We start from the raw sequence: 22,403 nt of genomic DNA, 5'->3' as shown, positions 1-22,403 counted from the left end.
CTATCGTTTCTGGGCGCACAACAACGAGGCGACTTCACGGCGACGGCCGTCAGGCGCCGTCGAGCGGTGGCGCCGTCGAGCCCCTCACTTCGAGGACCGGGGCGGCGAGGTCGACCTCGCTCGGGCGGTGCGGCTCGTCGATCCGGTCGAGCAGCCGCTGGGCGGCACGCCGGCCCACCTCATGGCCGGCGTTGTCCACGGTGGTCAGCCACAGATGGCGCAGCCGGGAGAGGTATGTGTTGTCGTAGCCGACCAGGGAGAGGTCCCGTGGTACCCGCAGACCGGTCTCCTCGGCGGCGGAGAGCGCGCCGACGCAGGTCATGTCGTTGACCGCGAAGACGGCGGTCGGGCGCCGCGGGCGGCTCAGGAGCCGGACGGTCGCCCGGTAGCCGCCCTCTTCGGTGAGGTCGCCCTGTTCCACCACCGCCGTGCCGGCCAGGCCGTGCTCGCGCATGGTGGCTTCGAAGCTGCGCCGGCGCAGGTCGCCGACCGCGCCCCGACCGGCGATGTGGGCGATGTGCCGGTGGCCGAGGCCGATGAGGTGCTCGGTGGCCAGGCGGGCTCCGTGCTCGTCGTCGTTGGCGACGATGTCCACGCCGGTCAGCACCGGTTCCCGGGCGCCGGCGACGACCGTGGGGACCAGGCCGGCGGCGGTGCGCAGGGCCTGTGGGTCCTGGAGCGTGCCGACGGCGATCAGCCCGTCCACGCGGAGTTCGGTGAAGGTGCGGGTGAGGTCCTCGCCGAGGCGCCGGTTGAGGTGGCCGTCGGCGAGCAGCATGTGCAGGCCGTCGTCGTACAGCCGTGCGTTCAACCCGTCGAGCAGCTCCACGAACCAGGGGTTGCGCATGTCGTTGAGCAGCACCCCCACCGTGCGGGTGCGCCGCTCGCTCAGACTGCGCGCGGCCGCGTTGGGCCGGTAGCCGAGCGCTTCGACCGCCGCGAGGACGGCCGCCCGCTTCTCCGGCCGGACTCCCTCCGAGCCGCGCAGCACGAGCGAGACCAGGGACTTGGACACGCCGGCCCGCTCGGCGACGTCACGGATGGTCGGAGTGCTCATGACTGGACCGTTCCACAATCTCCTCGCTCCCGTAAAGACCCTTGACACCAGGCAGAAGCCGGACCCATGGTGATCGCCCTGGTTCTGGAACGGTCCAAAGAAGGGCGCTCATGGTGAATACGCTCGGCGTCGCCGTCGTGGGATTCGGCTGGATGGGACGGGTGCACACCCAGGCCTACGCCCGCCTGCCGCACCACTTCCCCCAGCTGTCCGTGCGGCCGGAGCTGCTCGCCGTCGCGGACGAGGCACCGGGCCGGGCGGAGGAGGCGGCCGCGCTGTACGGCTTCGCCGCCGCGACCCGCGACTGGCGGGAGGTGGCCGCCGATCCGCGCATCCATGCGGTCAGCATCACCGCCCCGAACTTCCTGCACCGCGAGATCGGCGTCGCGATGGCCGAGGCCGGCAAGCACATCTGGATCGAGAAGCCGGTCGGACTCACCGCCGACGACGCCCGGGCGGTCGCCGGCGCGGTCGCCAAGGCCGGCGTGCAGGGCACCGTCGGCTTCAACTACCGCAACGCGCCCGCCGTCGAGGCCGCCCGCGATCTGATCGCCTCCGGCGGGATCGGCACGGTCACCCACGCCCGCATCCGCCTCTTCAGCGACTACGCCGCCCACCCGGACGGCGCCCTGACCTGGCGCTACGAGCGGGCACGCGGCGGCAGCGGGGTGCTCGGCGACCTCGCCTCGCACGGCGTCGACCTGGCCCGGTACCTGCTCGGCGACATCGCCTCGCTCACCGCCGACACCGCGGTCTTCCTCCCCGAACGCGCCCGGCCGACCGGCGCCACCGCCGGGCACACCCTGGCCACCGGCGGCGAACTCGGGCCGGTCGAGAACGAGGACTACGTCAACTGTCTGCTGCGCTTCGCCTCCGGCGCCCGCGGCGTCCTGGAGGCCTGTCGCGTCTCGGTCGGCGAGCAGAACAACTACGGCTTCGAAGTGCACGGCACGAAGGGCGCCGTCTCCTGGGACTTCCGCCGCATGGGCGAACTCGCCGTCAGCCGCGGCACGACCTACCAGGACCAGCCGGTCAGCACGGTGTACGTCGGCCCGGGCGCCGGCGAGTTCGCCGCGTTCCAGCCGGGCGCGGCCAATGCGATGGGCTACGACGACCTGAAGGTCATCGAGGCCTACCGCTTCCTCCGCTCCATCGCCGAGGGAACCGCGGTCGGCACCACGCTCGGCGATGCCGTGGCCAGTGCAGTGGCACTGGACGCGATGGAGCGCTCGGCCCGGCAGGGGGCGTGGGTGAGCCTGGCGTGAGCACCGTACGGGTCGGGGTCATCGGCGCCGGCACCGTCGGCACCGATCACGTCGAGACCCTGGCGACCGCGACGGTGAGCACCGAGGCGAAGGCGTCAGCGGCGTCGCCGCTAGCCAACCGCGTGGCCGCGAGCATGAACACCGTGCGACTTGGCGGTGTCCCTGCGCTTCGGAGCGCGACTTCGGCCGAGGAAGCCACGCCGGTCGGACTGGCGCGGGAGCGGATCGGCCGTCCGACAGATGACGGGGGCGGCTTCACCCGATCGGGCGGTAAGCGAGGCGGCGGAGGCGTCGGACTCGCCGTCTAGGATCCGACCGTGGCAGAGGTCCCCGATGAGTTGATCAGGCTGGAACGCACCGCCGAGGAGGAGCGCGCGAAACTCGCGGGCCTCACCGGTGACGAGTACGACGTTCAGCTGCGCCGTTGGCGCGAGGCGTCCGACGCCGTACAGGCGGCCATCACCGCGCACGCCGCAGCCACCGGGTCCAGCTCGCACGAGGTTGAGCAGGCCGTGCAGAAGGCCGTGCAGCGCGGGCAGGAGGACCCGGCCGTCGAGTAGCGGGGGCGGGGCCCACCACCGCTGGGCGGGCGGTGGCGGGCACGTCGAGCAGACAACGCGGGCTCGTTCAGCGATGCTGGACAAGGGTGGCACCCTCCATGCGACAAGGGAGCACGGCATGCTCACAGATCCGGTCGTACGATTTCTGGCGGCCCTGGACCCCGAGCACAGGGACGCAGTCGGCGCCAAACCGCGCCAGGAACAGGAACAGCTCGCAGCGGCCTGGGAACGGGAACTGGAGTCCGATGACGAGCTCGACACCCTCGACGAGCTGTCCCCGCCCGCTGCAGAGGCCGAGGCCGCCCGCCGCGTCATGGACCGCGTCACCGGCTGACCACGGCGCCGGCTGGATGCCGACGACGCCAGGGTCGTGATCCGGCCTCGAGCGCAGGCACGGGTGTCCCCCGGGCATCAATCACGTACGGCCTGCCGACCACGACGATCAGGCCACCGCTCGCACGCTCGTCCTCGCTCCTGCCGACCTGGTCACCTTGCACGCCGTCATCGGCGATGTCACCTGGTCGGATGTCGGCAACGGCTACTTCATCGACCCGGCTTGTGATGTGCTTCTTCGACTCAAGGAGTACCGCGCTTTCTGGAGCTGCTGGAGACATCGTTGATGCGCTTCATCGCCGGCGGCGAGCCGGGACACCGGTAGGCCCGCGCCGCGCTCACCCCGAACTACGCGATCAGCAACACGCTTCAGGGCGTAGGACCGGGGGCATCGGCTGCTCTGGCGGCCCGCTCGATCATCGCGTACTTGGTCTCCCAGTGATCCCTGTCCTGCCCGTGCAAGGCCTTGCTCCCCGGGCCCGTCCCGACCACGCCGTCCAGCTGTTCCCGCAGGATGTCGGCGTGTCCGGCGTGCCGGGCGGTCTCGCTGAGCGAGTGGACCATGACGTTGAAAAGCTTGACGTGGGGACGCGGCCACCAGGGCACGAAACCGGGCGTGTCGATGGCCAGAGCCTTGATCGTCGCGTCCGTGTGCTCACCCACGCGCCGGTAGAGACCGACGATCCGTTCGCGTGTCTCGTGCTCGGTGGCCCAGTGTTCTTCCTTCCAGGCGGCCTCATCGTTCCAACGGGGCACCGTGTCGGGGAAGGGCCGGCCGAAGACCTCGCCGAAGTACCTCGCGTCCGAGAACGCCATGTGCTTGACCAGGCCGAGGAGGTTGGTCCCCGTGGCGGTCAGAGGGCGGCGTATGTCGTACTCGGAGAGCCCGTCGAGCTTCCAGACCAGCGCCTCACGTACCTGCCGCAGATCGTTGTGAAGGTACTCTTTCGCGAACTCATCGATCATGGGTCGTCAGTGTGCCACGGGGTACTGCGGACGCTTCCGCCCCTCGGCTGTGGCGACGGCATCATGCCGAGCCGGTCTTTGACGTCTCCTGGTCGCGTCGGTAGGCGGCGAGGAGGAAGAGCCAGATCTCGCTGACGGTCGGGAAGCAGGCGATCGCGTGCCTGAGCCGCTTGAGCGGGACCTCGCCGGCGACCGCGATGGTGGCCGAGTGCAGGAGCTCGCTGACGCCCGGGCCGACGAAGGTCGCGCCGAGCAGAATCTCCCGGTCGACGTCGACGACCAGCCGGGCGTGGCCTCGATAGCCGTCGGCGTAGAGGTTTGCGCCCTGCGCGGCGTTGAAGTCGAGGTCGACGGTCTTGATGCGGTGGCCGGCATGTTCGGCCTGCTCGGCGGTCAGGCCCACCGCGGCGGCTTCGGGGTCGGTGAAGAAGACCTGGGGTACGGCGTGCTGGTCGGCGGTGGTGGCGTGGTCGCCCCACGGGGCGTCGTCCAACGGTCGGCCTGCGGCGCGGGCGGCGATCGCGTCGCCTGCGGTCCTGGCCTGGTACTTGCCCTGGTGGGTGAGCAGGGCGCGGTGGTTGACGTCGCCGACCGCGTAGAGCCAGTCGCCGTCGACCCCCTGCACCAGGCAGGTGGTGTCCACGTCCAGCCAGGAGCCGGGGGTGAGGCCAACGGTGTCCAGGCCGATGTCGCTGGTGGCAGGTGTGCGACCGGTGGCGAACAGCACCTCGTCGGCCTCCAGTTCGCTTCCGTCGTCGAGGGTGAGGGTGACCGGGCCCTCGGAGTCCGGTCGGCGCAAAGCGGTCACCTGCACGCCGATCCGCACGTCCGCGCCCGCCTCGCCCAGTCTCTGGGCGACCAGCTCGCCGGCGAAGGGCTCCAGGCGGGGAATCAGACGCCGCCGGGTGAGCAGGGTGACCTGCGCGCCGAGACCCTGCCAGAGGGTGGCCATCTCGACGCCGACTCCGCCGCCCCCGACGACGGCGAGCCGGGCGGGCACGGTGCTGGAATCGGTGCCGTCCCGGTTGGTCCAGGGCCGGGCTTCCTTGATGCCCGGGATGTCGGGGAAATTCGGTCGGCTGCCGGTGGCGATGGCCACCGCGTGCCGGGCCGTGAGGGTCTGGCGTGTGCCGTCGTCACGGGTGACGGTGACCTGGCGTGGCCCGTCGAGGCGGCCGTGGCCGCGGAAGAGATCAGCGCCGATGGATTTGACCGACCGCGCCTGTCCGGAGTCGTCCCAGTCGGTGACGTAGCGGTTGCGGCGGGCGAAGACGCCGTCGGTGTCGAGAGCGCCGGTGACGGCCTGCCGGGCGCCGTCCACGCGCCGCGCGTCGGCGACCGCGATGACCGGTCGCAGCAACGCCTTGCTGGGTACGCAGGCCCAGTAGGAGCATTCGCCGCCGACGAGTTCGCGTTCCACGACGGCCACGGACAGGCCGGCGGCTCGGGCGCGGTCGGCGACGTTCTGGCCGACCGGACCGGCGCCCACCACGACCACGTCGTAAGCGCTGACTTCCTGGGTCTCGGGCGATTCGCTCATAAGTTTCCTCACATCACGATCGTTGCTGAGGTGTCGGTGTCGGCGAGGATGTTGAAGTAGCTGGTGAGAATGTTCAGCGCGGGATTGCCCACGTCCCCGGCGATCTCGGCGTCGGTGACGCCGACGGCTCGGGCCGCTTTCAGCTGCGTCTCATCGATGGTGCCGCGGCTACGGGCGATGGCGCTGGAGAGGGCCGGCAGTGCGGCACTGGGCGGGTCGGAGGCCTCGGCGTCGCCGGCACGCTCCTCCAGTCCCTCGGCGTCGACCTTGGCGCCGTGCGCCCTATGGAGGTGTGCGCGGACAGGCAGTACTCGCAATTGTTGTACTGGCCGGTGGCGATCGCCAGCCGTTCACGAACGGGGACGGGGATCACACCCTCGCTCAGCGCGGCGGCCAGCGCCGGCCAGAGCCATGACACAGGGGACTCCATGGGGTGGGGCGCCCGTGCCGCCAAGGGCGCAGAGACCGTCGCGGCCAGCGAGGCCGCTGATGGCAAGCCAAGGTTCGTCGCCGCAGACCTGAGCGATCTGGATTCGGTCCCGAGCCTGGCCGTCGAGGCCGGTGAGGTGGACGTCCTGGTCAACAACGGGTTCCGGCAGCGTCGTGAGTATCACCACGGTGGCCGGCCTGACCGGCATCGCCGACCAGGAGGACTGCGAGGCACTGGGAGGGACGGTCCCGCTGGGACGCCTTCGCGCGGCACGTGAGATCGCCTAAGCCATCGTCGCCTTGCACGTCAGACAGCCGGCACTGTCCCAGACGGTTGGTGGTCTGGAGCGCCGGCTGAGGGTGAAGCTGCTGGTGCGCAGCAGCACTGGGGTGCGGACCACGGATGCGGGCGCCGCCCTCCCCAGGGAGGCTGAGGTCGGTGCTTTCCGGCTGGATCGGCGGCTCCTTCCGCATCAAGTTCCGCACGCGGGCGTACGGTTACGGCTCCCGGGCTGACCGTGGCCCACAGCGGCGATGGGCTGCCCGCGCGGGAGCAGAGCGTCTGTTGCTCGCGGCTTGCGGAAGTCCGCCTCATCCACCTGGACCCTCATGCCTCGCGTTTCCGGGTCCGACTTGGGTCAGGCATAGAACCGGGACAGGCTCTGGAGAACCGCGGCAGGCTTGGTGCCGCCTTCCACCTCGATCGTGCCGTCGACGGTGATCTGCACACCGCCGGGCACGTCCTCGACCGAGGTGAGCCGGGCGGCGAGCCGGATGCGGGAGCCGACCTTCACCGGCGCGGGAAAACGCACCTTGTTCAGGCCGTAGTTGACCTTGGTGGTCACGCCCTGCACGTCCAGCAGTTCGGTGAAGAGAGGAATGAACAGGGACAGGGTGAGGTAGCCGTGCGCGATCGGCGCACCGAAAGGGCCCTGGGCCGCCCGCTGCGGGTCGGTGTGGATCCACTGGTGGTCGCCGGTGGCGTCGGCGAAGGTGTCGATGCGTTCCTGTGTGACCTCGATCCACTCGCTGGTGCCGAGGTCGCCGCCGGCGAGCTTCTTCAGTTCGTCCAGGCCGTTGACGGTGATGCTCATAAGTCGCCTTTTCTTCTCAGGGAGTTGGGGTGCCGTAGCGGTGGCGCACCCGGGACTTGAGGAGTTTTCCGGAGGCGGTGCGCGGCAGTTCGTCCGTGACCACCACCGACTTGGGGATCTTGTACTTGGCGAGCCGCCCGGACAGTGAGGCCAGTACCTCGTCCGGCTCGAGTCCGGCTCCTGGTGCCGGGACGACGACCGCGCGGGGAACCTCGCCCCACTTGTCGTCCGGCACACCGATCACCGCGCACTCGGCGATACCGGGGTGGGCCAGGAGCAGGTCCTCGATCTCGGCGGGGTAGATGTTCTCGCCACCGGAGATGATCATGTCCTTGATCCGGTCGACGATGTGCACATAACCGTCCTCGTCGACCCGGGCCGCGTCCCCGCTGCGGAACCAGCCGTCCGCGAAGGCGGCCTCGGTCTCCTCCGGGAGTCCCCAGTAGCCGGCCATGACATGCGGTCCGCGCACCACGACCTCGCCGGTCTCGCCGACGTCGACCTGGCTGAGGTCGGGCCGTACGACCCGTACGTCGCTGAAGAAGTGCGGTACGCCCGCCGAGCCCGCCTTGGCGACCGCGTGCTCCGCGTCCAGGAAGAGCGTGCCGGGCGCGGCCTCGGTCATGCCGTAGCCCTGCAGGAAGGTGAGCCCGCGCCGCTGGTAGGCGGCGATGAGCGGGGTCGGCACCGGTGATCCACCGCAGGTCAGGATGCGGAGCGACGACAGGTCGGCGTCCGCCCAGCGGGGGTGCCGGGCAACCTGGTCGAACATCGTCGGCACCCCGAACATGAAGGTGATCCGGTGCCGTTCGATCAGGTCGAGGGTGGTCCCCGGGTCGAAGGCCTCGACCAGGACACAGGTGCCGCCCTTGAGCAGCACCGGCAGGGTCAGCATGTTCAGGCCGGCGGTGTGGAACAGCGGGGCGGAGACCAGGGCGCGTTCGTCGGCGATCAGGTCGTGGTCGACCAGGACGTTGACGGCGTTCCAGGTGAGGTTGCCATGGGTGAGCATCGCACCCTTGGGGCGGCCGGTCGTCCCCGAGGTGTACATGATGATGCAGGTGTCGTCGGGTGCGACCGGTTCGTCGATCGGCTCGTCCGGCGCGGCTGCCAGGGCCTGTTCGTATGCGTCGCCGATCTCGATGCAGGTCCGTACGTCCGTCTCGCCCGGCAGTCCCGCGACGAGCCCGGCGTGCGCGGGGCCGTGTATGAGGACCTTGGCGCCGGAGTCGGCGAGTTGGTAGGCGATCTCCGGGCCGGTGAGGCGGGTGTTGAGGGGGACGAAGACGGCGCCGAGGGTGCCGGTGGCGAACAGGGTCTCCAGGTAGGCGGGGTGGTTGGGGCCGAGGTGGGCGACACGGTCGCCGCGCCTGACGCCCCGGGCGCGCAGGGCGTGGGCGAGGCGGGTGACTCGCGTGTGCAGGGTGCGGTAGTCGGTCGGCTGCTCGCGGTGGATCAGAGCCGTGCGGTGCGGGGTCTTGCGCGCCCGGCGTGCGGGCCACGACCCCAGTCCCTCGTTGCGCATCTGGCACCCCTTACGGTTTCGTCAGCCCGAGCAGACGGGCCGCGTTCTCCTTGAGGATCTTCGGCTTGACCTCGTCCTTGATGGGCAGCTTCGCGAAGTCGGCCAGCCACCGGTCCGGGGTGAGCACCGGGAAGTCGGAGCCGAACAGCACCTTGTCCTTCAGCAGCGTGTTGGCGTACTGCACCAGCTGCGGCGGGAAGTACTTGGGTGACCATCCCGAGAGGTCGATGTGCACTCCGGGTTTGTGGGTCGCCACCGCCAGGGCCTCGTCCTGCCAGGGGAACGACGGATGCGCCAGGATGATCTTCAGATGGGGGAAGTCGGCTGCCACGTCGTCCACGTGGAGCGGGTTGGAGTACTTCAGGCGGATGCCGCCCCCGCCGGGGACGCCGGCGCCGATGCCGGTCTGGCCGGTGTGGAAGAGCGCGATGGTGCCGGTCTCCTCGATCACCTCGTACAGGCCGTACGCCACGGAGCGGTCGTTGGGGAAGAAGCCCTGGATGCTGGGGTGGAACTTGAAGCCCTGCACCCCGTACTCCTCGACGAGCCGTCGGGCCTGCCGTACGCCCGCCTTCCCGCGGAAGGGGTCGATGGAGGCGAACGGGATCAGCACGTCGGGGTGTGCGGCCGCGGCCTCGGCGACCTCCTCGTTGGGGACCGGCGCGGTGCCGGTCGCGGACTCGGCGTCCACCGTGAAGACGACGGCCGCCATCCGCCGCTCGCGGTAGTAGGCCGCGGTCTCCTCCAGGGTGGGTTTCCGTTTGCCCTCGACCTTGAAGTAGGCGGAGGAGGCGTCGTGCAGGTCGTCGTCCAGGGAGGAGTGGCCCTTGGCGGACACCTCCGCGTGGGTGTGGACGTCGATCGCGACCAGTTCGTCCAGCCTCGGTGCGGATGCCATCACGCCTCCGGGATCTTCGGTGCGGGGATGCCGACGGTCTGCGGCTCGGCGCCGACCGAGGTGGGCCAGGCGTCTGCCAGGGACTCGGGCGTCCAGCCGCCCTCGGCGTAGGCGGTCCTGATCTCCTGCGGATGCGACCACAGCGCCACCTTGTCACCGCCGATGCCGATGCACTGGCCGGTGATGCCGCGGGCGGCCGCGGAAGCCAGGAAGGGGACGAGGGCCGCGCAGTCCTCGGGGGTGCCGAAGCCCTCCCCCTTGCGCAGGAACCCGGGCAGCGGTTCCCCGTGCCGCATGGCCTCGACGTACGGGGCGAAGGCGGGGATGGTCTCGGTCATCGCGGTTGCGGCGACCGGCACGATCGCGTTGACGGTGATGTCGGCGCGGGCCAGTTCCATGGACCAGGTGCGGGCCATCGCAGCGATCCCGGCCTTGGCGGCGGCGTAGTTCGTCTGGCCGAAGTTGCCGCGCTGCCCGGCCGGGGAGCCGACGAGGACGAGCGTGCCGCCCTCGCCCTGCTCGCGCATGCGCACGGCGGCGGCGCGGGCACAGGTGAAGGTGCCCCTGAGGTGGGTGGTGAGCACCGCGTCGAAGTCGTCGTCGGTCATCTTCCACAGCACCTTGTCGCGCAGGATGCCCGCGTTGGTGACCAGGATGTCGAGCCGGCCGAACTCCTCGACGGCACGGTTCACCAGCCGGTCGGCGGCCTCGGCCGTGCCGACCGGGACCACTTCGGCGACGGCGGCGCCGCCGGCCTCGGTGATGGACTTGACGGCCTGTTCGGCCACGGCTTCGTCGATGTCGTTGACGACCACGGACGCGCCGTGGGCGGCGAGGGCGTGCGCATAGGCGAGGCCGAGGCCCCGGCCGCTTCCGGTGACGACGGCGGCCTTGCCGGTCAGATCGATGGTGGGCACGAGCGGTCCCTTCGCATGGGGTGTGGTCGGGGAGATCGAAGCTAAGAGCAATAATTGTTGTCGTCAATAGTTGTTGCCCACCTTCGGGTGCGTCATGCTGGACTCCGCACGCCAGAAGCCCCCGGGGTAAGCCGAGACCGGCGCCCCCGGGACCGAGACCAGGGAGCCCGCCATAGCCGGCCAGCACACCGACCACCCGACCCCCATCGACGCCGACGAGCCGTGGATGCGGGGGCTGCACGCGGACACGGGTTACCTGCTGTACCGCCTGGGCCTGCGCTCCGGTCAGGTGTTCAACACGTTCCTGCAGGAGTCGGGGCTACGGCTGCGGCACTACGCCGTGCTGCGCTTCCTCGCCACCTGCGAGGGCGCTCTCCAGCGCGAGCTCAGCGCCCGGCTCGGCTACGACCCGAGCGCGATCGTCGGCCTCGTGGACGACCTGGAGAAGCTGGGCTTCGCCGAGCGCCGGCCCGCCCCGGAGGACCGCCGCAGTCGCATCGTCGTCCTCACCGAGGGCGGTCGCGCATTCCTCCGCGACACGGACGATGCGGGCCGACGCGTGACCGACGAACTGCTCACCCCGCTCGGCCCCGCCGAACGGGAGACGCTGCACACCCTCCTGCTGCGCGTCGCCGGCAACGGGCTCACCTGACGCTTCGGTCGCCGCGTGCATGCAGGCGGAGGCGGCCTCGTAAGGTAGCCGCGTGACCGGTCCTATCCCCCGCCCCCAGTCCCTCCTGCTCAGCTTCCTCGGTGACGAGGTGCTGGGCCGCGGGGTCTGCGTGTACACGGGGAGCGTCATCGAGGTGTTCCGGCGCGCCGGCGTCGGGGAGCAGGCCACCCGCTCCACCCTCACCCGTATGGTCGGCCGCGGTCTGCTGAGCCGCCGGCGCGAGGGCCGGCGGACCTATGTCGGCCTCACCGGCCGCTCGGAGGCGATCCTGCGCGACGGCGAGCGGCGCATCTGGAAGACGGGTGCGGTCAACCGGGACTGGGACGGCACCTGGACCCTGCTCGGCTTCTCGCTCCCGGAATCATGGCAGCGCCAACGGCACGATCTGCGTTCCCAGTTGACCTGGGCGGGCTTCGGTGCGCTGTTCAGCGGGCTGTGGATCGCACCCGGCGAGGTCGATGTCTCCGGGATCCTCGCCGAGTTGGGCCTGAAAGCGCATGTGAAGGTCTTCCGTGCGCATGCGGACGCCGGCATGGACATCGCCGAGATGATCGACGACACCTGGGACCTGGGCGAACTGGCCGGGCATTACCGGGACTTCGAGGCGTCCTGGCGGCCGTACGCGTCGGGTGGCCCTGACCTGGCCGCCGAGGACGCCCTCGCGCTGCGCCTCCGGCTGACCGCCGAGTGGCTCCAAGTCATCCGCGGCGACCCCCGGTTGCCCGTACGGCACCTGCCGGCGGACTGGCCGGCGGCCACGGCGGAGACGACGTTCCGCGTGGTCCACGCCCTGCTGGAAGCGCCCGCGCGGGACGCGGCGCGCCGGCTGATCGAGACGATTCCGGCGGCGTAGCCCCGTACACACCTGCCACACCTCGGCACGCTCTCCGCCCGAGCGATGTTGTGCATTGTCTTGACCGCCGCAAGAATTCGGCCCTACATTCCTCCACACCTTCGTTCAGTGCACTGAGCATCTGTCGATCTCCCAGGGCCTCCGCTCCGCAGCCGCCCACAAGGAGCCACCTCCATGCCTGCCAGCACCCGCCCCCGAACTCCCCGTACCCGTCTGCGCATCGCCCTGGCCGCCCTGGCCACGCTGGCGTCCGCGGCCCTCACCACCGTCCCGGCGCCGGCCGCCCAGGCGGACACGCCGGCCACCGGCCACCTCACCGGCACCCTCTCCGACGGCGCGACCTGGATCGCGGACGTTCCCGCCCCATGGAACGGCACCCTGCTGCTGTTCAGTCACGGCTTCGGCCCCACCGTCGCCAAGGACGCCCCCTCCGACGCCGTACGCAGCGAGTTGCTCGCCGAGGGCTATGCGATGGCCGGGTCGTCGTACGACCCCCATGGCTCGATGTGGGCTCTGGACAGTGCGGAACGCGACCAGTTCACCACGCTCGACGCCGTCACCGCGAAGATCGGCACCCCGCGCCGCACCCTGGCCGTCGGCCAGTCCATGGGCGGGCTCGTCAACGCGCAGATCGCCCGCGACGGCGCCGGCCGCGTCGACGGCGCGCTCGGCCTGTGCGGCCTGGTCGCGGGCGGCACCGACCTGGACAACTACCAACTAGACGCCGAGTACACCCTCGCCCGGCTCCTCCTGCCCGGGCAGGACGTCGACCTGGTCCGCTTCGGCTCCGCCGACGCCGCGGCCGCCACCGCCAAGAAGCTCACCGACGCCGTCACCGCCGCCCAGACCAGCCCAGCGGGCCGCGCCCGGATCGCACTCGCCGCGGCCTTCCTCAACCTGCCCGCCTGGGCGCCCGGACAGGACCGGCCGGCGCCGACGGACTGGGCGGGCCAGGAGGAGCAGCAGTACGCGTGGTTCGCGCAGGGCATCCTGTCGTTCGTGGAGGGCGGCCGGTACGCCGTCGAGCAGTCCGCCGGCGGCAACAACTCCTGGAACGCGGGCCTGGACTACGCCCGACTGCTCGCCGGATCCGAACACGCGCCGCAGGTACGCGCCCTGTACCGGGCGGCCGGCCTCGACCTGCGCGCCGACCTGGCGTCGCTGACCAGGGGCGCCGCGATCACCGCCGACCCCGCCGCGGTCCGTACCGCGCAGCGCACCTCCTCCGCCGGTCAGGGCCTCGGCGTACCGCTGCTGGACGTGCACACGATCGCCGACAACCTGGTCCCGGTCGAACAGGAGCGGCGGTTCGGCGATCGGGTACGTGCGGCCGGGGACGGAGCGCTGCTGCGGCAGGCCTACGTCGAGCGGCAGGGCCACTGCACGTTCACCACCGCCGAGACCGTGGCCGCCCTGCACGCGCTCGAACACCGCGTCTCGTCCGGCCACTGGGACGACGCGGCGACCCCGGCGGCACTCCAGCGGTCCGCCACCGCGCTCGGTCTGGACGGGGCGGCGTACGTCCCCTATCGCCCGGCACGCCTGACCGTCGGCCGGGACCGCCCGGCGCACCCCACCCACCACTGAGATCGGGACCCGCTCATGTCCGACGCATCCGCCACTCCGCGCACATCCCTCCCCCTCGGCACGCTCGTCGCCGGCTGTCTCGCCGTCTGCCTCGCCCAGATCGGCCTCGCGATACCGGCCACCCTCAACGGCCTGTTCCAGGAACACCTCCACCCCGTCGGCTCCCAACTCACCTGGATCTCCGACGCGTTCCTGCTGCCGGTCGCCGTGCTCGAACTCTCCTTCGGCGTGCTCGGCGACCTCTTCGGCCGCAAGCAGCTCCTCGTCGGCGGCGCCGCCGTGCTGTGCGCGGGAGAGGTCGTCGCCGCGAGCGCCTCCGGCATCCATCAGCTGTGGGTGGGGCAGGCCCTGGCGGGGCTCGGCGCCGCCGCGCTCTTCCCCACCTCGCTCGCCATGATCGCGGCCGGCACGCACACCGGTCCGCGGCGCGCCCGCGCCATCGCCGTATGGGCCTCCAGCCTGTCCGCGGGCGGTTTCCTCGCCCCGCTGCTCGGCGGTGTCACCGGCACCTACGGCTCCTGGCGCTCGGCGTTCGTGGTGGTCGCCGCGGTGGCCGCGGTCAGCGCCCTGGTGAGCCTGTGGCTCGCCACCAACTCCCGGGCACCGGAGGGACGTTCACTCGACGTCGGCGGCCAGATCACCATCGGCGTCGGTCTGTTCGCCCTGCTGTACGCCGTCATCCAGGGGCCGACGGACGGCTGGGGATCGGCGCCGGTGGTCGTGGCGTTCGTGATCGCCGCGGTGTTCGTGGGCCTGTTCGTGGCCGCCGAGAGCCGGGCCCGCTCCCCGCTGCTGCGCCTGGACCTGTTCCGCAACCGTGCCTTCGCGATCGCGTCGGTCGTGGCGGTCGTGGGCATGTTCAGCTTCCTGGGCACAGCGTACGCGGCGAGCATCCGGCTCGGCCCCATCCAGCATCAGAGCCCGCTGCGCACCGCCTTCGCGTTCCTGCTGCTGAACGGCATCACCCCGGTCCTCACCCCGCTGACCTCCCGGCTGCTGCACCGGTTGCCCGCGCGGGGGCTGCTCACCGCCGGGCTGACGCTGATCGCCGCGGGCGACTTCCTGGCCGCCGGGCTCGACGTCGGCGACCGGAACCTGGCCTCGCTGATCCTGCCGCTCGGGCTGGTCGGCATCGGCTTCGCCTTCACGGTGTCGTCCATCACCGCGACCGCCGTCAACACGGTGCCGCTGCCGCTGGCCGGCATGGCGAGCGCGGCGACCAACCTGCTGCGGGACTTCGGCTTCACCCTCGGCCCCGCGGTCATCGGCGCGGTCGCGCTGAGCCAGGCGGCTTCCCGGGTGACCTCCGCAGTGGCGGGCTCGTCGTCCCTGAACACCGAGTCGAAGGCCGCGGCGCACGAAGTGCTGCGGGAGGGCGGCCCCCTCGCCCTCAACTCGGTCCCCGTCACCTCCCCGCCGGGCGCGGCCCGCGCGTACGCCCTGGACTCCCTCGGCCACGGCTACGCGATCGGATTCGTGGTGTGCGGCTCGGCGGCGCTGTTCTCGGCGCTCCTGGTGGTGACGGCGCTGCGCGGCCGTAGAGGGGAGGAGAGCGCGTCGCCGGCGGAGAACGGTGCGGAGCGGACCGCCCTGGCCACGGGATGACACCCGCTGGGCGCGCCCCGGGGCTCCTCGGCGCCCCGGGGCGCGCACGACGACGACGTCGCGCAGGTCGCCGCTCTCGACCCCATGACCTCCGGCCGCCTCGGTGTGCATCCCGCCGCCTCGGCCGGCTCCGATCTGCGGGCCTGGCACATGAACGCGCTCGCCCAGGGCTCGCTCGGCCTCGACGACCTGGTGGACAACCTCGCGTCGCTGTAGGGGTGCGTGCCCTCAGCGCGAAGCAGGTCGCAGAGAGCGGAGCGCAGGCCGGCGCGAGCCGTTGTCAGTGGGCTCCGTCGTGATCGGATGCATGGACGAGATCGACTTGACCGCCCGCCGGGTGCATCTGCGCGAAGACGGCCCCGAGGTAGGTGCCGTAGGAGTAGCCCAGATAGGAGATCTTCCGCTCGCCCAGAACGGCGCGGATGACGTCCATGTCGCGGGCGGTGTTGCGGGTCGTGTAGTACGTGAGTCCGTCGCCGTTCCTGGCACGGCACTTGTCGGCGACGGTCCGGGCCCACTTGACGTCACGGCTGAACGTCTCCGGCTTGTACGGGTGTTCAAAGGCCTGCTCCGTGGCCGTGAGACCACAGCTGAGCGGGCTGCTCCGGCCCACGCCGCGCGGGTCGAACCCGATGAGGTCGTACCGCTCGCGCACCTCCTTGGGCATCGTGTCCTTCATCATGACCGGCATGTCCAGGCCCTCGCCGCCCGGTCCGCCGGGGTTGAAGAGGATCGCGCCGTGCCGCTTGCCGGGGACACCGGTCTTGATCCGGGAGATGGCCAGCTTGATCGTCCTGGCGTCGGGCCGGCTGTAGTCGAGCGGGACGTCGATCGTCGCGCACTGGAACACGGCGGGCTGCGACGCGTCGCACCTGTGCCACGCGGGCTTCTGGTCCGTGAATCTCTTCAGCGGTTCCGCCGCGGATGCCTGCGCCGGGGCGAGGGCGGGGACCAGCGTTGCCGTGACCCCCACGGCGAGCAAGGGCGCCATGCGTCCTATCCGCACGATGGCCGTTCCTTTCGATCAACTTGCAGGACGGAACGACCATTTCGTGGGAGCACAGGTGCGCGAATCCCTCTACAGGCGGGTCTTGTTACGACTCCCGGCGGACACAGAAGGAGACGTGCGGAGGAGAACCCGAAGCGGGTGATGACCGTCCGCGCCGAGCGCGGGCACGGCTACGCCATGGCACGCATCCGCTGTGCGGACGTCCGGCGTGCGCGCATCCAGCAGAGCAGCACCACCGAGCACAGGGCGGCGCAAGCGCACCACGTGGAGACGAACTCCAGCCGCCACAGCACCCAGCACACCGTCGCGCCCGCGGCGACCAGCACGCCCAGCACGAGCAGCCGCCGGTCACCGGACAGCAGCAGAGACCCCACCGTGGCCAGCAAGTAGCCCATGACGAGCAGGGGTACGGGCGAAACGTGCAGGGCGTACCCGACGGTGCGGCCGCGGATCTCGGCCGTCACCGGTTCGGTGGCAAGGCTGTGGGCGAGCGATGCGGCGGTCATCGCTCCTGCGGTGAGCGGAAGGACCAGCCGAAGCCGGGCGTGGGGCGGGGCCACGCACATCACTCCCGCCGGAACCCACACCGCCGGCAACGGCAGTGCTATGACGGCCCATGCGACGGTCGCGGGTCCGCCGCCCCCGCCCGAGTGCCACACCACCGACTCGACGATCTGGTGGGCGCCCAGCAGCAACGGCACTGCGGCCAGCGGGAGTTCACGGCCGCTGCGCACGAGCGTCACGCAAGCCACTCCCACCGCCGCGACAGCACTGCCTGCCACGAGATCCGCCGTCGCACTCCAGCACATCACGCCACCAAAGGTTCGCCGCCGAGCGTTCACCGCAGGCCTCCGCTGCTTCCGCCGACACGCGACGTCCTTATGCTGCGGGGCCAGATGATGATTAGCTTGCCCCGGCCTTCGCGCCACCACCCGCCCCCGCAGTCAGGAGGACTCCGCACCATGAGCAGCGGTTACGCGTACGAGTACAAGGTCGTCACCTTCCGGGAGTCGCTGATCGGCGACGCGCTGGACAGCGACAAGCTGGAGAAGGTCCTGAACAAGCACGCCGAGGACGGCTGGGGCCTGAAGGCCATCACCTCCGCCGACGTCAAGGGCCGGATAGGGCCCGGAGCCGTGGAAGGACTGCTGCTCACCTTCGAGCGCCCGCGACAGTAACGCGCGCGGGACCGCCTCCGGCGGCATGATCCTCCGCGGCCCGCGCGCATGCCAGGGCGGTCGGCTCGAAGACACACCCTGGTCCGTGTGAGACTGTGGTGTCAGCACCCCCCCTCTGCGGATGCGGCCGACACGATGGATCTCAGGGATCTGGCCGACGAGCACGGGGGCGATCCGTTCGGCATCACATCTGCCGCCGTCGCCCTCGTGGACGCGCACGGCCTGATCCGCTACTGGAGCCGCAGGGCCGAAGACCTCCTCGGGTATCCGGCGCCCAGCGTGCTGGGCCGGCCCGCGACCTCCCTTCTCACCAGCGACCGCTCACCGGCCTCGCTGCTCGCCGCGGCGCAGCAGGCCGGGGAGGGCTGGGAGGGATTGATCACCGCGCATCACCGGGCGGGCCACCCGGTCGAGCTGGCCCTGCGAGTGTGCCCGCTGCACGCGGAGCAGGGTTCCGGCTGGCTCGCCGCGGCCTGTGCGGTGTCCGAATCGCGCCGCTGGGAACTCGATCAGGCCGTGGTGCGCGGCCTCCTGGAGGAGTCACCCATCGGCATCGCCGTTCTCGACAGCGAGCTGCGCTGCCAGTGGCTGAACCAGGCGCTGGCCGCCATGGAGGGCCTGCCGGCCGACCTCGCGGCCCCGCGCGCGGCTGCGCCCTCCGGACTGGATCAGGTGCCCTCGGCCGTGGACTGGCAGGCGCGCCAGGCGCTGGTCTCGGGCCGGGTCACGCCGGCGGTGGAGCATGTGGCGCCGCGGCACGGCATGTCCCGCCGGAACTCGCAGGGCCGGCTCAGGCTCCGCTCGTCGTTCCCGCTGAAGGACATCGACGGCAAGACGCTGGGGGTGTGTCACACCGCCGTCGACTTCACCGCCGAGGACCGGGCACGCGTGCGGCTCTCCCTGGTCAACGAGGCTGCTCAGCGCATAGGCACCACCCTGGACCTCGACCGCACGGTGCAGGAACTGGCCGAGGTCCTCGTGCCGCAGCTCGCCGACTTCGTGGCGATCGACCTCTTCCAGGGAGTCCTCGCGGCCAGGGACCTCAATCCCGGGCCGATCACCGGCGGCACGCTCCAGCGGGCGGTGCACCTGTCGATCCACGAGGAGGCGCCGGAGGCACTCGTCCCGATCGGGGAGTCCACCGGGTACCCGCCGAAGTCCCCGCAACGACGTTGTCTGGCCACGAGCCGGCCGATCCTCGATCCGGTGCTGGCCCCGACGACATGGTGGCTGGCCGAAGACCCGCAGCGCCTGGCCAAGATCGTCAGCCTCGGTGTGCACACCCATCTGGTGGTGCCGCTCCGGGCGCGGGGCGCGACCATGGGAGTGGTCACGCTGCTGCGCTGGGAGAACCCCAGCCCCTTCGACGAGGACGACCTGCTGCTCGTGGAGGAACTGGTGGCACGGGCCGCGGTGTGCGTGGACAACGCCCGGCGGTTCGTCCGCGAGCACAACGCGGCCCTCGCCCTCCAGACCAGTCTGCTGCCCCCGGACCTGCCCGATCACTGCGCCGTCGAGGTCGCCTACCGCTATCTGCCGGCCGACGCCGAGGCCGGCGTGGGCGGCGACTGGTTCGACGTCATCCCGCTCTCCGGCGCCCGGATCGCCCTGGTCGTGGGGGACGTGGTGGGCCACGGGATCCACGCCGCGGCCAGCATGGGCCGGCTGCGTGCGGCGGTACAGACACTGGCCGACATGGATCTGCCCCCCGAGGAGCTTCTCGCCCATGTCGACGATCTCGTCCTGCGCCTGGCCGATGAGGCGGAAGCGGCCGAGCACGGGCCGATGGTGATCGGCGCGACCTGCGTCTACGCGGTCTACGACCCGATCTCGCGCAAACTCAACGTGGCGCGCGCCGGACACCCCACCCCTGCCATCGCCCACCTCAGCGAGCCGGTCGAACTGCCCGACATCCCGGCCGGCCCCCCGCTGGGACTGGGCGGTCTGCCCTTCGAGTCGGCCGAGATCGAACTGGCGGAGGGCAGCGTCGTCGCCCTGTACACCGATGGGCTGATCGAGGCTTCTGACCGCGATGTCGACGTCGGCTTCGAGCGACTCTGCTTCGCCCTGGCCCACCCCGACCGACCGCTGGAGGAGATCTGCGACACGATGGTCCGCATTCTGCTGCCGGACCGTCCGCAGGACGACGTCGCCTTCCTCATCGCCCGCACGCGCGCCCTCCCCTCCGACCGGGTGGCCTCCTGGGAGGTTCCCGCCCATCCCCAGGCGGTGCACGAGGCGCGCGACAACAGCGACCGCTGCCTGGCGGCGTGGGGGCTGGAGGACCTCGCCTTCAGCACCGAGCTGATCGTGAGCGAGCTGATCACCAACGCCATCACGCATGCCTACGGGCCGATCAACCTGCGTCTGATCCACGAACGGACCCTCGTCATCGAGGTGTCGGACGCCAGCAACACCTCCCCCCATATGCGTCGCGCCCGCACCACCGACGAGGGAGGGCGAGGTCTGTTCCTCGTCGCGCAGGTCGCCCAGCGCTGGGGCACGCGGTACACCGCCACGGGCAAGACCATCTGGGCGGAGCAGCAGCTGCCGTAGGACGTGCCCTGCTGACGGTGTTCCGGCGGCCCGTCCGAGCCGCGCGCGCACCCCGGCAACCATCCCGCAGGTCGGGTCGGTGCCCCGGCGCTACCGCGTCCGCTTCGCCTGCACGTGGGACAGCCGCGGCCGCAGGTCGCCCCGCCCGATCAGCTCGAAGCCCGCGTCCGTGACGAGGGTGTCCAGCAGATCCACCCGGTTGTGCGCCATGGCACGGCCGGTCCCGCCGTGCACCCGGTGCCGGCCGATCCGGCTCCTCGGCGGAAGGAACTCCGCGACCAGCAGCCGGCCGCCGGGCCGCAGCACGCGGTACATCTCGCGCAGGGCCGTGGGCCGCAGCTCCTCCGGCAGATGGTGCAGCATCAAACTGGTGACGACCGTGTCGAAGCAGGCGTCCGGAAAGTCGAGAGCCTCGGCGACGCCCTCACGGTAGTCACAGGGGGCGCTGTCCGGGCGCCGGTTCCTGCTGCGGGCGTGGTCGAGGACCGGCGGCGAGGGATCCACTCCGGTGACCTCGCCGTCCGGACCGACGCGTGCGGCCATGTCGCGTCAGGTAGCCGGTGCCGCATCCCACGTGGGAGAAAGCAGGATTTGTGCGTTGCCAGGGAAGTCCCGATCGACCTGGCGCAGCGGGCGGCTGACTGGAGCGCGCTACTAGCGCGCCTAGTGATCCGTACTCTGAAACGACGCAAGGTCATGTCAATAGGTTTGTCAGGACGTTCCAACAAAGACGCGTCGTCCCCCTCACGGCACTGACGGCACGCTGAACCACCGCAGCCATTGAGAGATGCCGGCCGCTCGCGGCTTGTAATGAGCATCAACTCCCGCTGTCTGCCTTCGTTTCACAAGCACATTGCTGCCAACTCTCGCACATACAAAGGCCTCTGCTTTTTTCATTGACAGAGAAAAAGAACCTCTCTAAGTTTCCGGCCATGCGCTCGGCCCCCTCCCACCAGGCGGCCCCGGACATGACGCCGGCCGCTTCACTCGTGTTCACCACGCTGCTCTCCCACGGTCCGCTCACTCGGTCCGAGGTGGGGCGCCGGACCCAGCTCTCTCCGGCCGCCGTGACCAAGGCGGTGCGTCCGCTGATGGAACTCGGCTATCTGGTCGAGGGCGTGGACGAAGAGGCGCGTCCGGCGGTGGGGCGTCCGGCCAATCTGGTGTGGGTGGACGGGGGAAGGGCGCTGTTCGTCGGGATCAAGGTGACAGGCGACGAGATCATCGCCGTACTGGCCGACCTGTGTTGCCGTGTCCGGCTGTCCCGGCACGTCCGGCTCACGGGCCGCGAGCCGGAGGCGGTGCTCCCCGTCATCACCGCGCTGGTACAGGAGTTGCTCACGGAGGCCGACGGATTCGGTGTGCAGGTGCGCGGCCTGGGCATCGCGATCTCGGGGGACGTGGACCGCGCGGACGGTGTGGTCCGCTACTCGCCCTTCCTGGAGTGGCGGGACGTACCGCTCGCCGAGATCGCCGGGACCGCGACCGGGCTACCGGTCACGGTCGACAACGACGTGCGGGCGCTCACGGTCGCCGAGCACTGGTTCGGGGCCGGAGTCGGTCTCTCGGACTTCGCCCTGGTGACCGTGGGCGCGGGCATCGGATGCGGTCTGGTGGTCCATGGGCAGGTGGTGTCGGGCGCGCACGGCGTGGCCGGTGAGATCGGGCATCTGGCGCTCGATCCGACGGGCCCGCTCTGCCACTGCGGCAACCGGGGGTGCGTGGAGGCGATCGCGGCGGATCCGGCGATACTCCGCGCAGTCCACGCGGCCACGGGCGGGCAGGTGACCGATGCGGCCGAGGCGCTGGAGCTGGCCCACGGCGGGGACCCCGGTGTCAGAGCGGTCTATGCGCGAGCCGGTGAAGCGATCGGCAAGGCCATCGGCTTCCTGGTGAACATCCTCGGTCCCGAGCGGGTGGTCATCTCCGGAGAGGGCCTGGCCGCCTACGACCTGGTCGCCGAGGGCATCCGGGACGCGTTCGCCGCGTCCGCCTTCGGCACCGCTGCACAGTGCGACCTGGTGACACGGCCCCTGCCCTTCGAGGAGTGGGCGCGGGGGGCCGCTGCCACCGCCATCCAGTCCTTCATGGGATCGGGCATGTGAGAAGGAGTAGCGATGACGCTGCAGAGCCGCAGCCGCCCGCACCATCCGACCTCTTCGCGGCAGGGGTTTTCATGACCGCGATCCCCGCGCTCCCGATGTGCTGCACCGTGCAGCGCCGGTTCATCAGCGGGCTCCCCATCGGCTCGGGCGAGGGCTGAACCGCCGGCCGGACACGTCGGCGGCCGCCCACTGCGGTCCGGCCGTCCGACCTCTTCGCTCAGGCATCGGGCCTCGTACCGCGGCCCTGCCCCGC

24 protein-coding genes and 1 pseudogene are annotated in these 22,403 nt (G+C 71.0%); 13 read left to right on the top strand and 12 right to left on the bottom strand.

Annotated elements, in window-relative coordinates:
* Positions 1-49 precede the first annotated feature (49 nt).
* On the bottom strand, positions 50-1,057 hold the full coding sequence (locus ACZ5NH_RS01605) for a LacI family DNA-binding transcriptional regulator (protein ID WP_468772358.1): 1,008 nt from the start codon (positions 1,055-1,057) through the stop codon (positions 50-52).
* 110 nt (positions 1,058-1,167) lie between these two features.
* Here ACZ5NH_RS01605 and ACZ5NH_RS01600 point away from each other — a divergent pair, with 110 nt between their 5' ends.
* The 4 genes from ACZ5NH_RS01600 (at position 1,168) to ACZ5NH_RS01585 (ending at position 3,216) form a co-directional block, all read left to right on the top strand.
* Positions 1,168-2,322, top strand: a complete 1,155-nt coding sequence (locus tag ACZ5NH_RS01600; RefSeq protein ID WP_468772356.1) for a Gfo/Idh/MocA family protein — start codon at positions 1,168-1,170, stop codon at positions 2,320-2,322.
* Positions 2,319-2,630, top strand: a complete 312-nt coding sequence (locus ACZ5NH_RS01595) for a hypothetical protein (protein ID WP_468772354.1) — start codon at positions 2,319-2,321, stop codon at positions 2,628-2,630. Before ACZ5NH_RS01600 ends, ACZ5NH_RS01595 begins: the two co-directional genes overlap by 4 nt.
* A 9-nt stretch (positions 2,631-2,639) precedes the next feature.
* Positions 2,640-2,882, top strand: a complete 243-nt coding sequence (locus tag ACZ5NH_RS01590; protein ID WP_468772352.1) for a hypothetical protein — start codon at positions 2,640-2,642, stop codon at positions 2,880-2,882.
* 118 nt (positions 2,883-3,000) lie between these two features.
* Positions 3,001-3,216, top strand: coding sequence for a hypothetical protein (locus ACZ5NH_RS01585; RefSeq protein WP_450985792.1), 216 nt, complete (start codon positions 3,001-3,003; stop codon positions 3,214-3,216).
* 368 nt (positions 3,217-3,584) lie between these two features.
* Here the strand turns inward: ACZ5NH_RS01585 and ACZ5NH_RS01580 are convergent, their stop codons facing one another.
* From ACZ5NH_RS01580 to ACZ5NH_RS01565, 4 genes and pseudogenes are all read right to left on the bottom strand, one after another.
* A complete protein-coding gene (locus ACZ5NH_RS01580; protein ID WP_468772350.1) occupies positions 3,585-4,181 on the bottom strand; it encodes a DinB family protein in 597 nt (198 codons plus the stop codon).
* A 61-nt stretch (positions 4,182-4,242) separates the two neighbouring features.
* Positions 4,243-5,721, bottom strand: a complete 1,479-nt coding sequence (locus ACZ5NH_RS01575; RefSeq protein ID WP_468772348.1) for a dihydrolipoyl dehydrogenase family protein — start codon at positions 5,719-5,721, stop codon at positions 4,243-4,245.
* Between the two features lie 8 nt (positions 5,722-5,729).
* Positions 5,730-6,038, bottom strand: a complete 309-nt coding sequence (locus ACZ5NH_RS01570) for a hypothetical protein (protein WP_468772681.1) — start codon at positions 6,036-6,038, stop codon at positions 5,730-5,732.
* A pseudogene (locus ACZ5NH_RS01565) lies at positions 6,032-6,151 on the bottom strand (hypothetical protein); the annotation flags it as partial. The gene ACZ5NH_RS01570 and the pseudogene ACZ5NH_RS01565, both read right to left, overlap by 7 nt.
* Before the next feature lie 299 nt (positions 6,152-6,450).
* Between ACZ5NH_RS01565 and ACZ5NH_RS01560 the strand changes: the two are divergent.
* Complete coding sequence (locus ACZ5NH_RS01560) at positions 6,451-6,666, top strand: LysR family transcriptional regulator (protein ID WP_468772346.1); 216 nt, start codon at positions 6,451-6,453, stop codon at positions 6,664-6,666.
* A 122-nt stretch (positions 6,667-6,788) separates the two neighbouring features.
* Here the strand turns inward: ACZ5NH_RS01560 and ACZ5NH_RS01555 are convergent, their stop codons facing one another.
* From ACZ5NH_RS01555 to ACZ5NH_RS01540, 4 genes are read right to left on the bottom strand one after another with little or no spacing between them, the layout of a single operon-like run.
* Complete coding sequence (locus ACZ5NH_RS01555) at positions 6,789-7,244, bottom strand: MaoC family dehydratase (RefSeq protein ID WP_468772344.1); 456 nt, start codon at positions 7,242-7,244, stop codon at positions 6,789-6,791.
* Positions 7,245-7,260: 16 nt separating this feature from the next.
* Entirely contained in the window at positions 7,261-8,769 is a 1,509-nt protein-coding gene (locus ACZ5NH_RS01550; RefSeq protein ID WP_468772342.1) for an acyl-CoA synthetase, read from the bottom strand.
* A gap of 10 nt (positions 8,770-8,779) precedes the next feature.
* Complete coding sequence (locus ACZ5NH_RS01545) at positions 8,780-9,667, bottom strand: amidohydrolase family protein (RefSeq protein WP_388630025.1); 888 nt, start codon at positions 9,665-9,667, stop codon at positions 8,780-8,782.
* On the bottom strand, positions 9,667-10,584 hold the full coding sequence (locus tag ACZ5NH_RS01540; protein WP_468772340.1) for an SDR family NAD(P)-dependent oxidoreductase: 918 nt from the start codon (positions 10,582-10,584) through the stop codon (positions 9,667-9,669). Before ACZ5NH_RS01540 ends, ACZ5NH_RS01545 begins: the two co-directional genes overlap by 1 nt.
* Before the next feature lie 226 nt (positions 10,585-10,810).
* Here ACZ5NH_RS01540 and ACZ5NH_RS01535 point away from each other — a divergent pair, with 226 nt between their 5' ends.
* From ACZ5NH_RS01535 to ACZ5NH_RS01515, 5 genes are all read left to right on the top strand, one after another.
* On the top strand, positions 10,811-11,236 hold the full coding sequence (locus ACZ5NH_RS01535; RefSeq protein WP_388630020.1) for a MarR family winged helix-turn-helix transcriptional regulator: 426 nt from the start codon (positions 10,811-10,813) through the stop codon (positions 11,234-11,236).
* A 52-nt stretch (positions 11,237-11,288) separates the two neighbouring features.
* Positions 11,289-12,110: a PaaX family transcriptional regulator gene (locus ACZ5NH_RS01530; RefSeq protein WP_468772338.1), complete on the top strand. Its 822-nt coding sequence runs from the start codon at positions 11,289-11,291 to the stop codon at positions 12,108-12,110.
* A 174-nt stretch (positions 12,111-12,284) separates the two neighbouring features.
* Positions 12,285-13,697, top strand: coding sequence for an alpha/beta hydrolase (locus ACZ5NH_RS01525; RefSeq protein WP_468772337.1), 1,413 nt, complete (start codon positions 12,285-12,287; stop codon positions 13,695-13,697).
* Between the two features lie 15 nt (positions 13,698-13,712).
* Entirely contained in the window at positions 13,713-15,302 is a 1,590-nt protein-coding gene (locus ACZ5NH_RS01520; RefSeq protein ID WP_468772335.1) for an MFS transporter, read from the top strand.
* An 84-nt stretch (positions 15,303-15,386) separates the two neighbouring features.
* On the top strand, positions 15,387-15,518 hold the full coding sequence (locus ACZ5NH_RS01515) for a hypothetical protein (protein ID WP_468772680.1): 132 nt from the start codon (positions 15,387-15,389) through the stop codon (positions 15,516-15,518).
* A gap of 64 nt (positions 15,519-15,582) precedes the next feature.
* On the opposite strand, the gene ACZ5NH_RS01510 is transcribed toward ACZ5NH_RS01515, so the two are convergent.
* Together ACZ5NH_RS01510 and ACZ5NH_RS01505 are read right to left on the bottom strand one after the other, a co-directional pair.
* Entirely contained in the window at positions 15,583-16,308 is a 726-nt protein-coding gene (locus ACZ5NH_RS01510; protein WP_468772333.1) for an alpha/beta fold hydrolase, read from the bottom strand.
* A gap of 173 nt (positions 16,309-16,481) precedes the next feature.
* Entirely contained in the window at positions 16,482-17,120 is a 639-nt protein-coding gene (locus tag ACZ5NH_RS01505) for a DUF6629 family protein (protein ID WP_468772664.1), read from the bottom strand.
* A 153-nt stretch (positions 17,121-17,273) separates the two neighbouring features.
* On the opposite strand from ACZ5NH_RS01505, the gene ACZ5NH_RS01500 reads away from it, so the two are divergent.
* Positions 17,274-17,489 carry a DUF4177 domain-containing protein gene (locus ACZ5NH_RS01500; protein WP_055703870.1) on the top strand — a complete coding sequence of 72 codons (216 nt, stop codon included), beginning with the start codon at positions 17,274-17,276 and terminating at the stop codon, positions 17,487-17,489.
* Positions 17,490-17,624: 135 nt separating this feature from the next.
* A complete protein-coding gene (locus ACZ5NH_RS01495) occupies positions 17,625-20,045 on the top strand; it encodes a SpoIIE family protein phosphatase (protein WP_468772331.1) in 2,421 nt (806 codons plus the stop codon).
* A 90-nt stretch (positions 20,046-20,135) separates the two neighbouring features.
* Here ACZ5NH_RS01495 and ACZ5NH_RS01490 read toward each other — a convergent pair whose 3' ends face one another.
* Entirely contained in the window at positions 20,136-20,588 is a 453-nt protein-coding gene (locus ACZ5NH_RS01490) for a class I SAM-dependent methyltransferase (protein WP_468772329.1), read from the bottom strand.
* Between the two features lie 389 nt (positions 20,589-20,977).
* Here ACZ5NH_RS01490 and ACZ5NH_RS01485 point away from each other — a divergent pair, with 389 nt between their 5' ends.
* Positions 20,978-22,150, top strand: a complete 1,173-nt coding sequence (locus ACZ5NH_RS01485) for an ROK family protein (RefSeq protein WP_468772327.1) — start codon at positions 20,978-20,980, stop codon at positions 22,148-22,150.
* Positions 22,151-22,403: the final 253 nt, after the last annotated feature.

The sequence above is a fragment of the Streptomyces sp. NPDC031426 genome (assembly GCF_055581585.1).
The sequence above is the reverse complement of the archived record's forward strand: the minus strand, read 5'-3'. Positions and strand labels throughout refer to the sequence as shown.

Excerpts from the sequence above, each read along its gene's own strand:
- ACZ5NH_RS01585 (WP_450985792.1), top strand. The coding sequence starts at position 3,001 with ATGCTCACAGATCCGGTCGTACGATTTCTGGCGGCCCTGGACCCCGAG.
- ACZ5NH_RS01505 (WP_468772664.1), bottom strand. The coding sequence starts at position 17,120 with ATGTGCTGGAGTGCGACGGCGGATCTCGTGGCAGGCAGTGCTGTCGCG.
- ACZ5NH_RS01525 (WP_468772337.1), top strand. The coding sequence starts at position 12,285 with ATGCCTGCCAGCACCCGCCCCCGAACTCCCCGTACCCGTCTGCGCATC.
- ACZ5NH_RS01605 (WP_468772358.1), bottom strand. The coding sequence starts at position 1,057 with ATGAGCACTCCGACCATCCGTGACGTCGCCGAGCGGGCCGGCGTGTCC.
- ACZ5NH_RS01520 (WP_468772335.1), top strand. The coding sequence starts at position 13,713 with ATGTCCGACGCATCCGCCACTCCGCGCACATCCCTCCCCCTCGGCACG.
- ACZ5NH_RS01515 (WP_468772680.1), top strand. The coding sequence starts at position 15,387 with ATGACCTCCGGCCGCCTCGGTGTGCATCCCGCCGCCTCGGCCGGCTCC.
- ACZ5NH_RS01580 (WP_468772350.1), bottom strand. The coding sequence starts at position 4,181 with ATGATCGATGAGTTCGCGAAAGAGTACCTTCACAACGATCTGCGGCAG.
- ACZ5NH_RS01495 (WP_468772331.1), top strand. The coding sequence starts at position 17,625 with ATGGATCTCAGGGATCTGGCCGACGAGCACGGGGGCGATCCGTTCGGC.
- ACZ5NH_RS01600 (WP_468772356.1), top strand. The coding sequence starts at position 1,168 with ATGGTGAATACGCTCGGCGTCGCCGTCGTGGGATTCGGCTGGATGGGA.
- ACZ5NH_RS01535 (WP_388630020.1), top strand. The coding sequence starts at position 10,811 with ATGCGGGGGCTGCACGCGGACACGGGTTACCTGCTGTACCGCCTGGGC.
- ACZ5NH_RS01555 (WP_468772344.1), bottom strand. The coding sequence starts at position 7,244 with ATGAGCATCACCGTCAACGGCCTGGACGAACTGAAGAAGCTCGCCGGC.
- ACZ5NH_RS01485 (WP_468772327.1), top strand. The coding sequence starts at position 20,978 with ATGCGCTCGGCCCCCTCCCACCAGGCGGCCCCGGACATGACGCCGGCC.
- ACZ5NH_RS01500 (WP_055703870.1), top strand. The coding sequence starts at position 17,274 with ATGAGCAGCGGTTACGCGTACGAGTACAAGGTCGTCACCTTCCGGGAG.
- ACZ5NH_RS01545 (WP_388630025.1), bottom strand. The coding sequence starts at position 9,667 with ATGGCATCCGCACCGAGGCTGGACGAACTGGTCGCGATCGACGTCCAC.
- ACZ5NH_RS01550 (WP_468772342.1), bottom strand. The coding sequence starts at position 8,769 with ATGCGCAACGAGGGACTGGGGTCGTGGCCCGCACGCCGGGCGCGCAAG.
- ACZ5NH_RS01575 (WP_468772348.1), bottom strand. The coding sequence starts at position 5,721 with ATGAGCGAATCGCCCGAGACCCAGGAAGTCAGCGCTTACGACGTGGTC.
- ACZ5NH_RS01490 (WP_468772329.1), bottom strand. The coding sequence starts at position 20,588 with ATGGCCGCACGCGTCGGTCCGGACGGCGAGGTCACCGGAGTGGATCCC.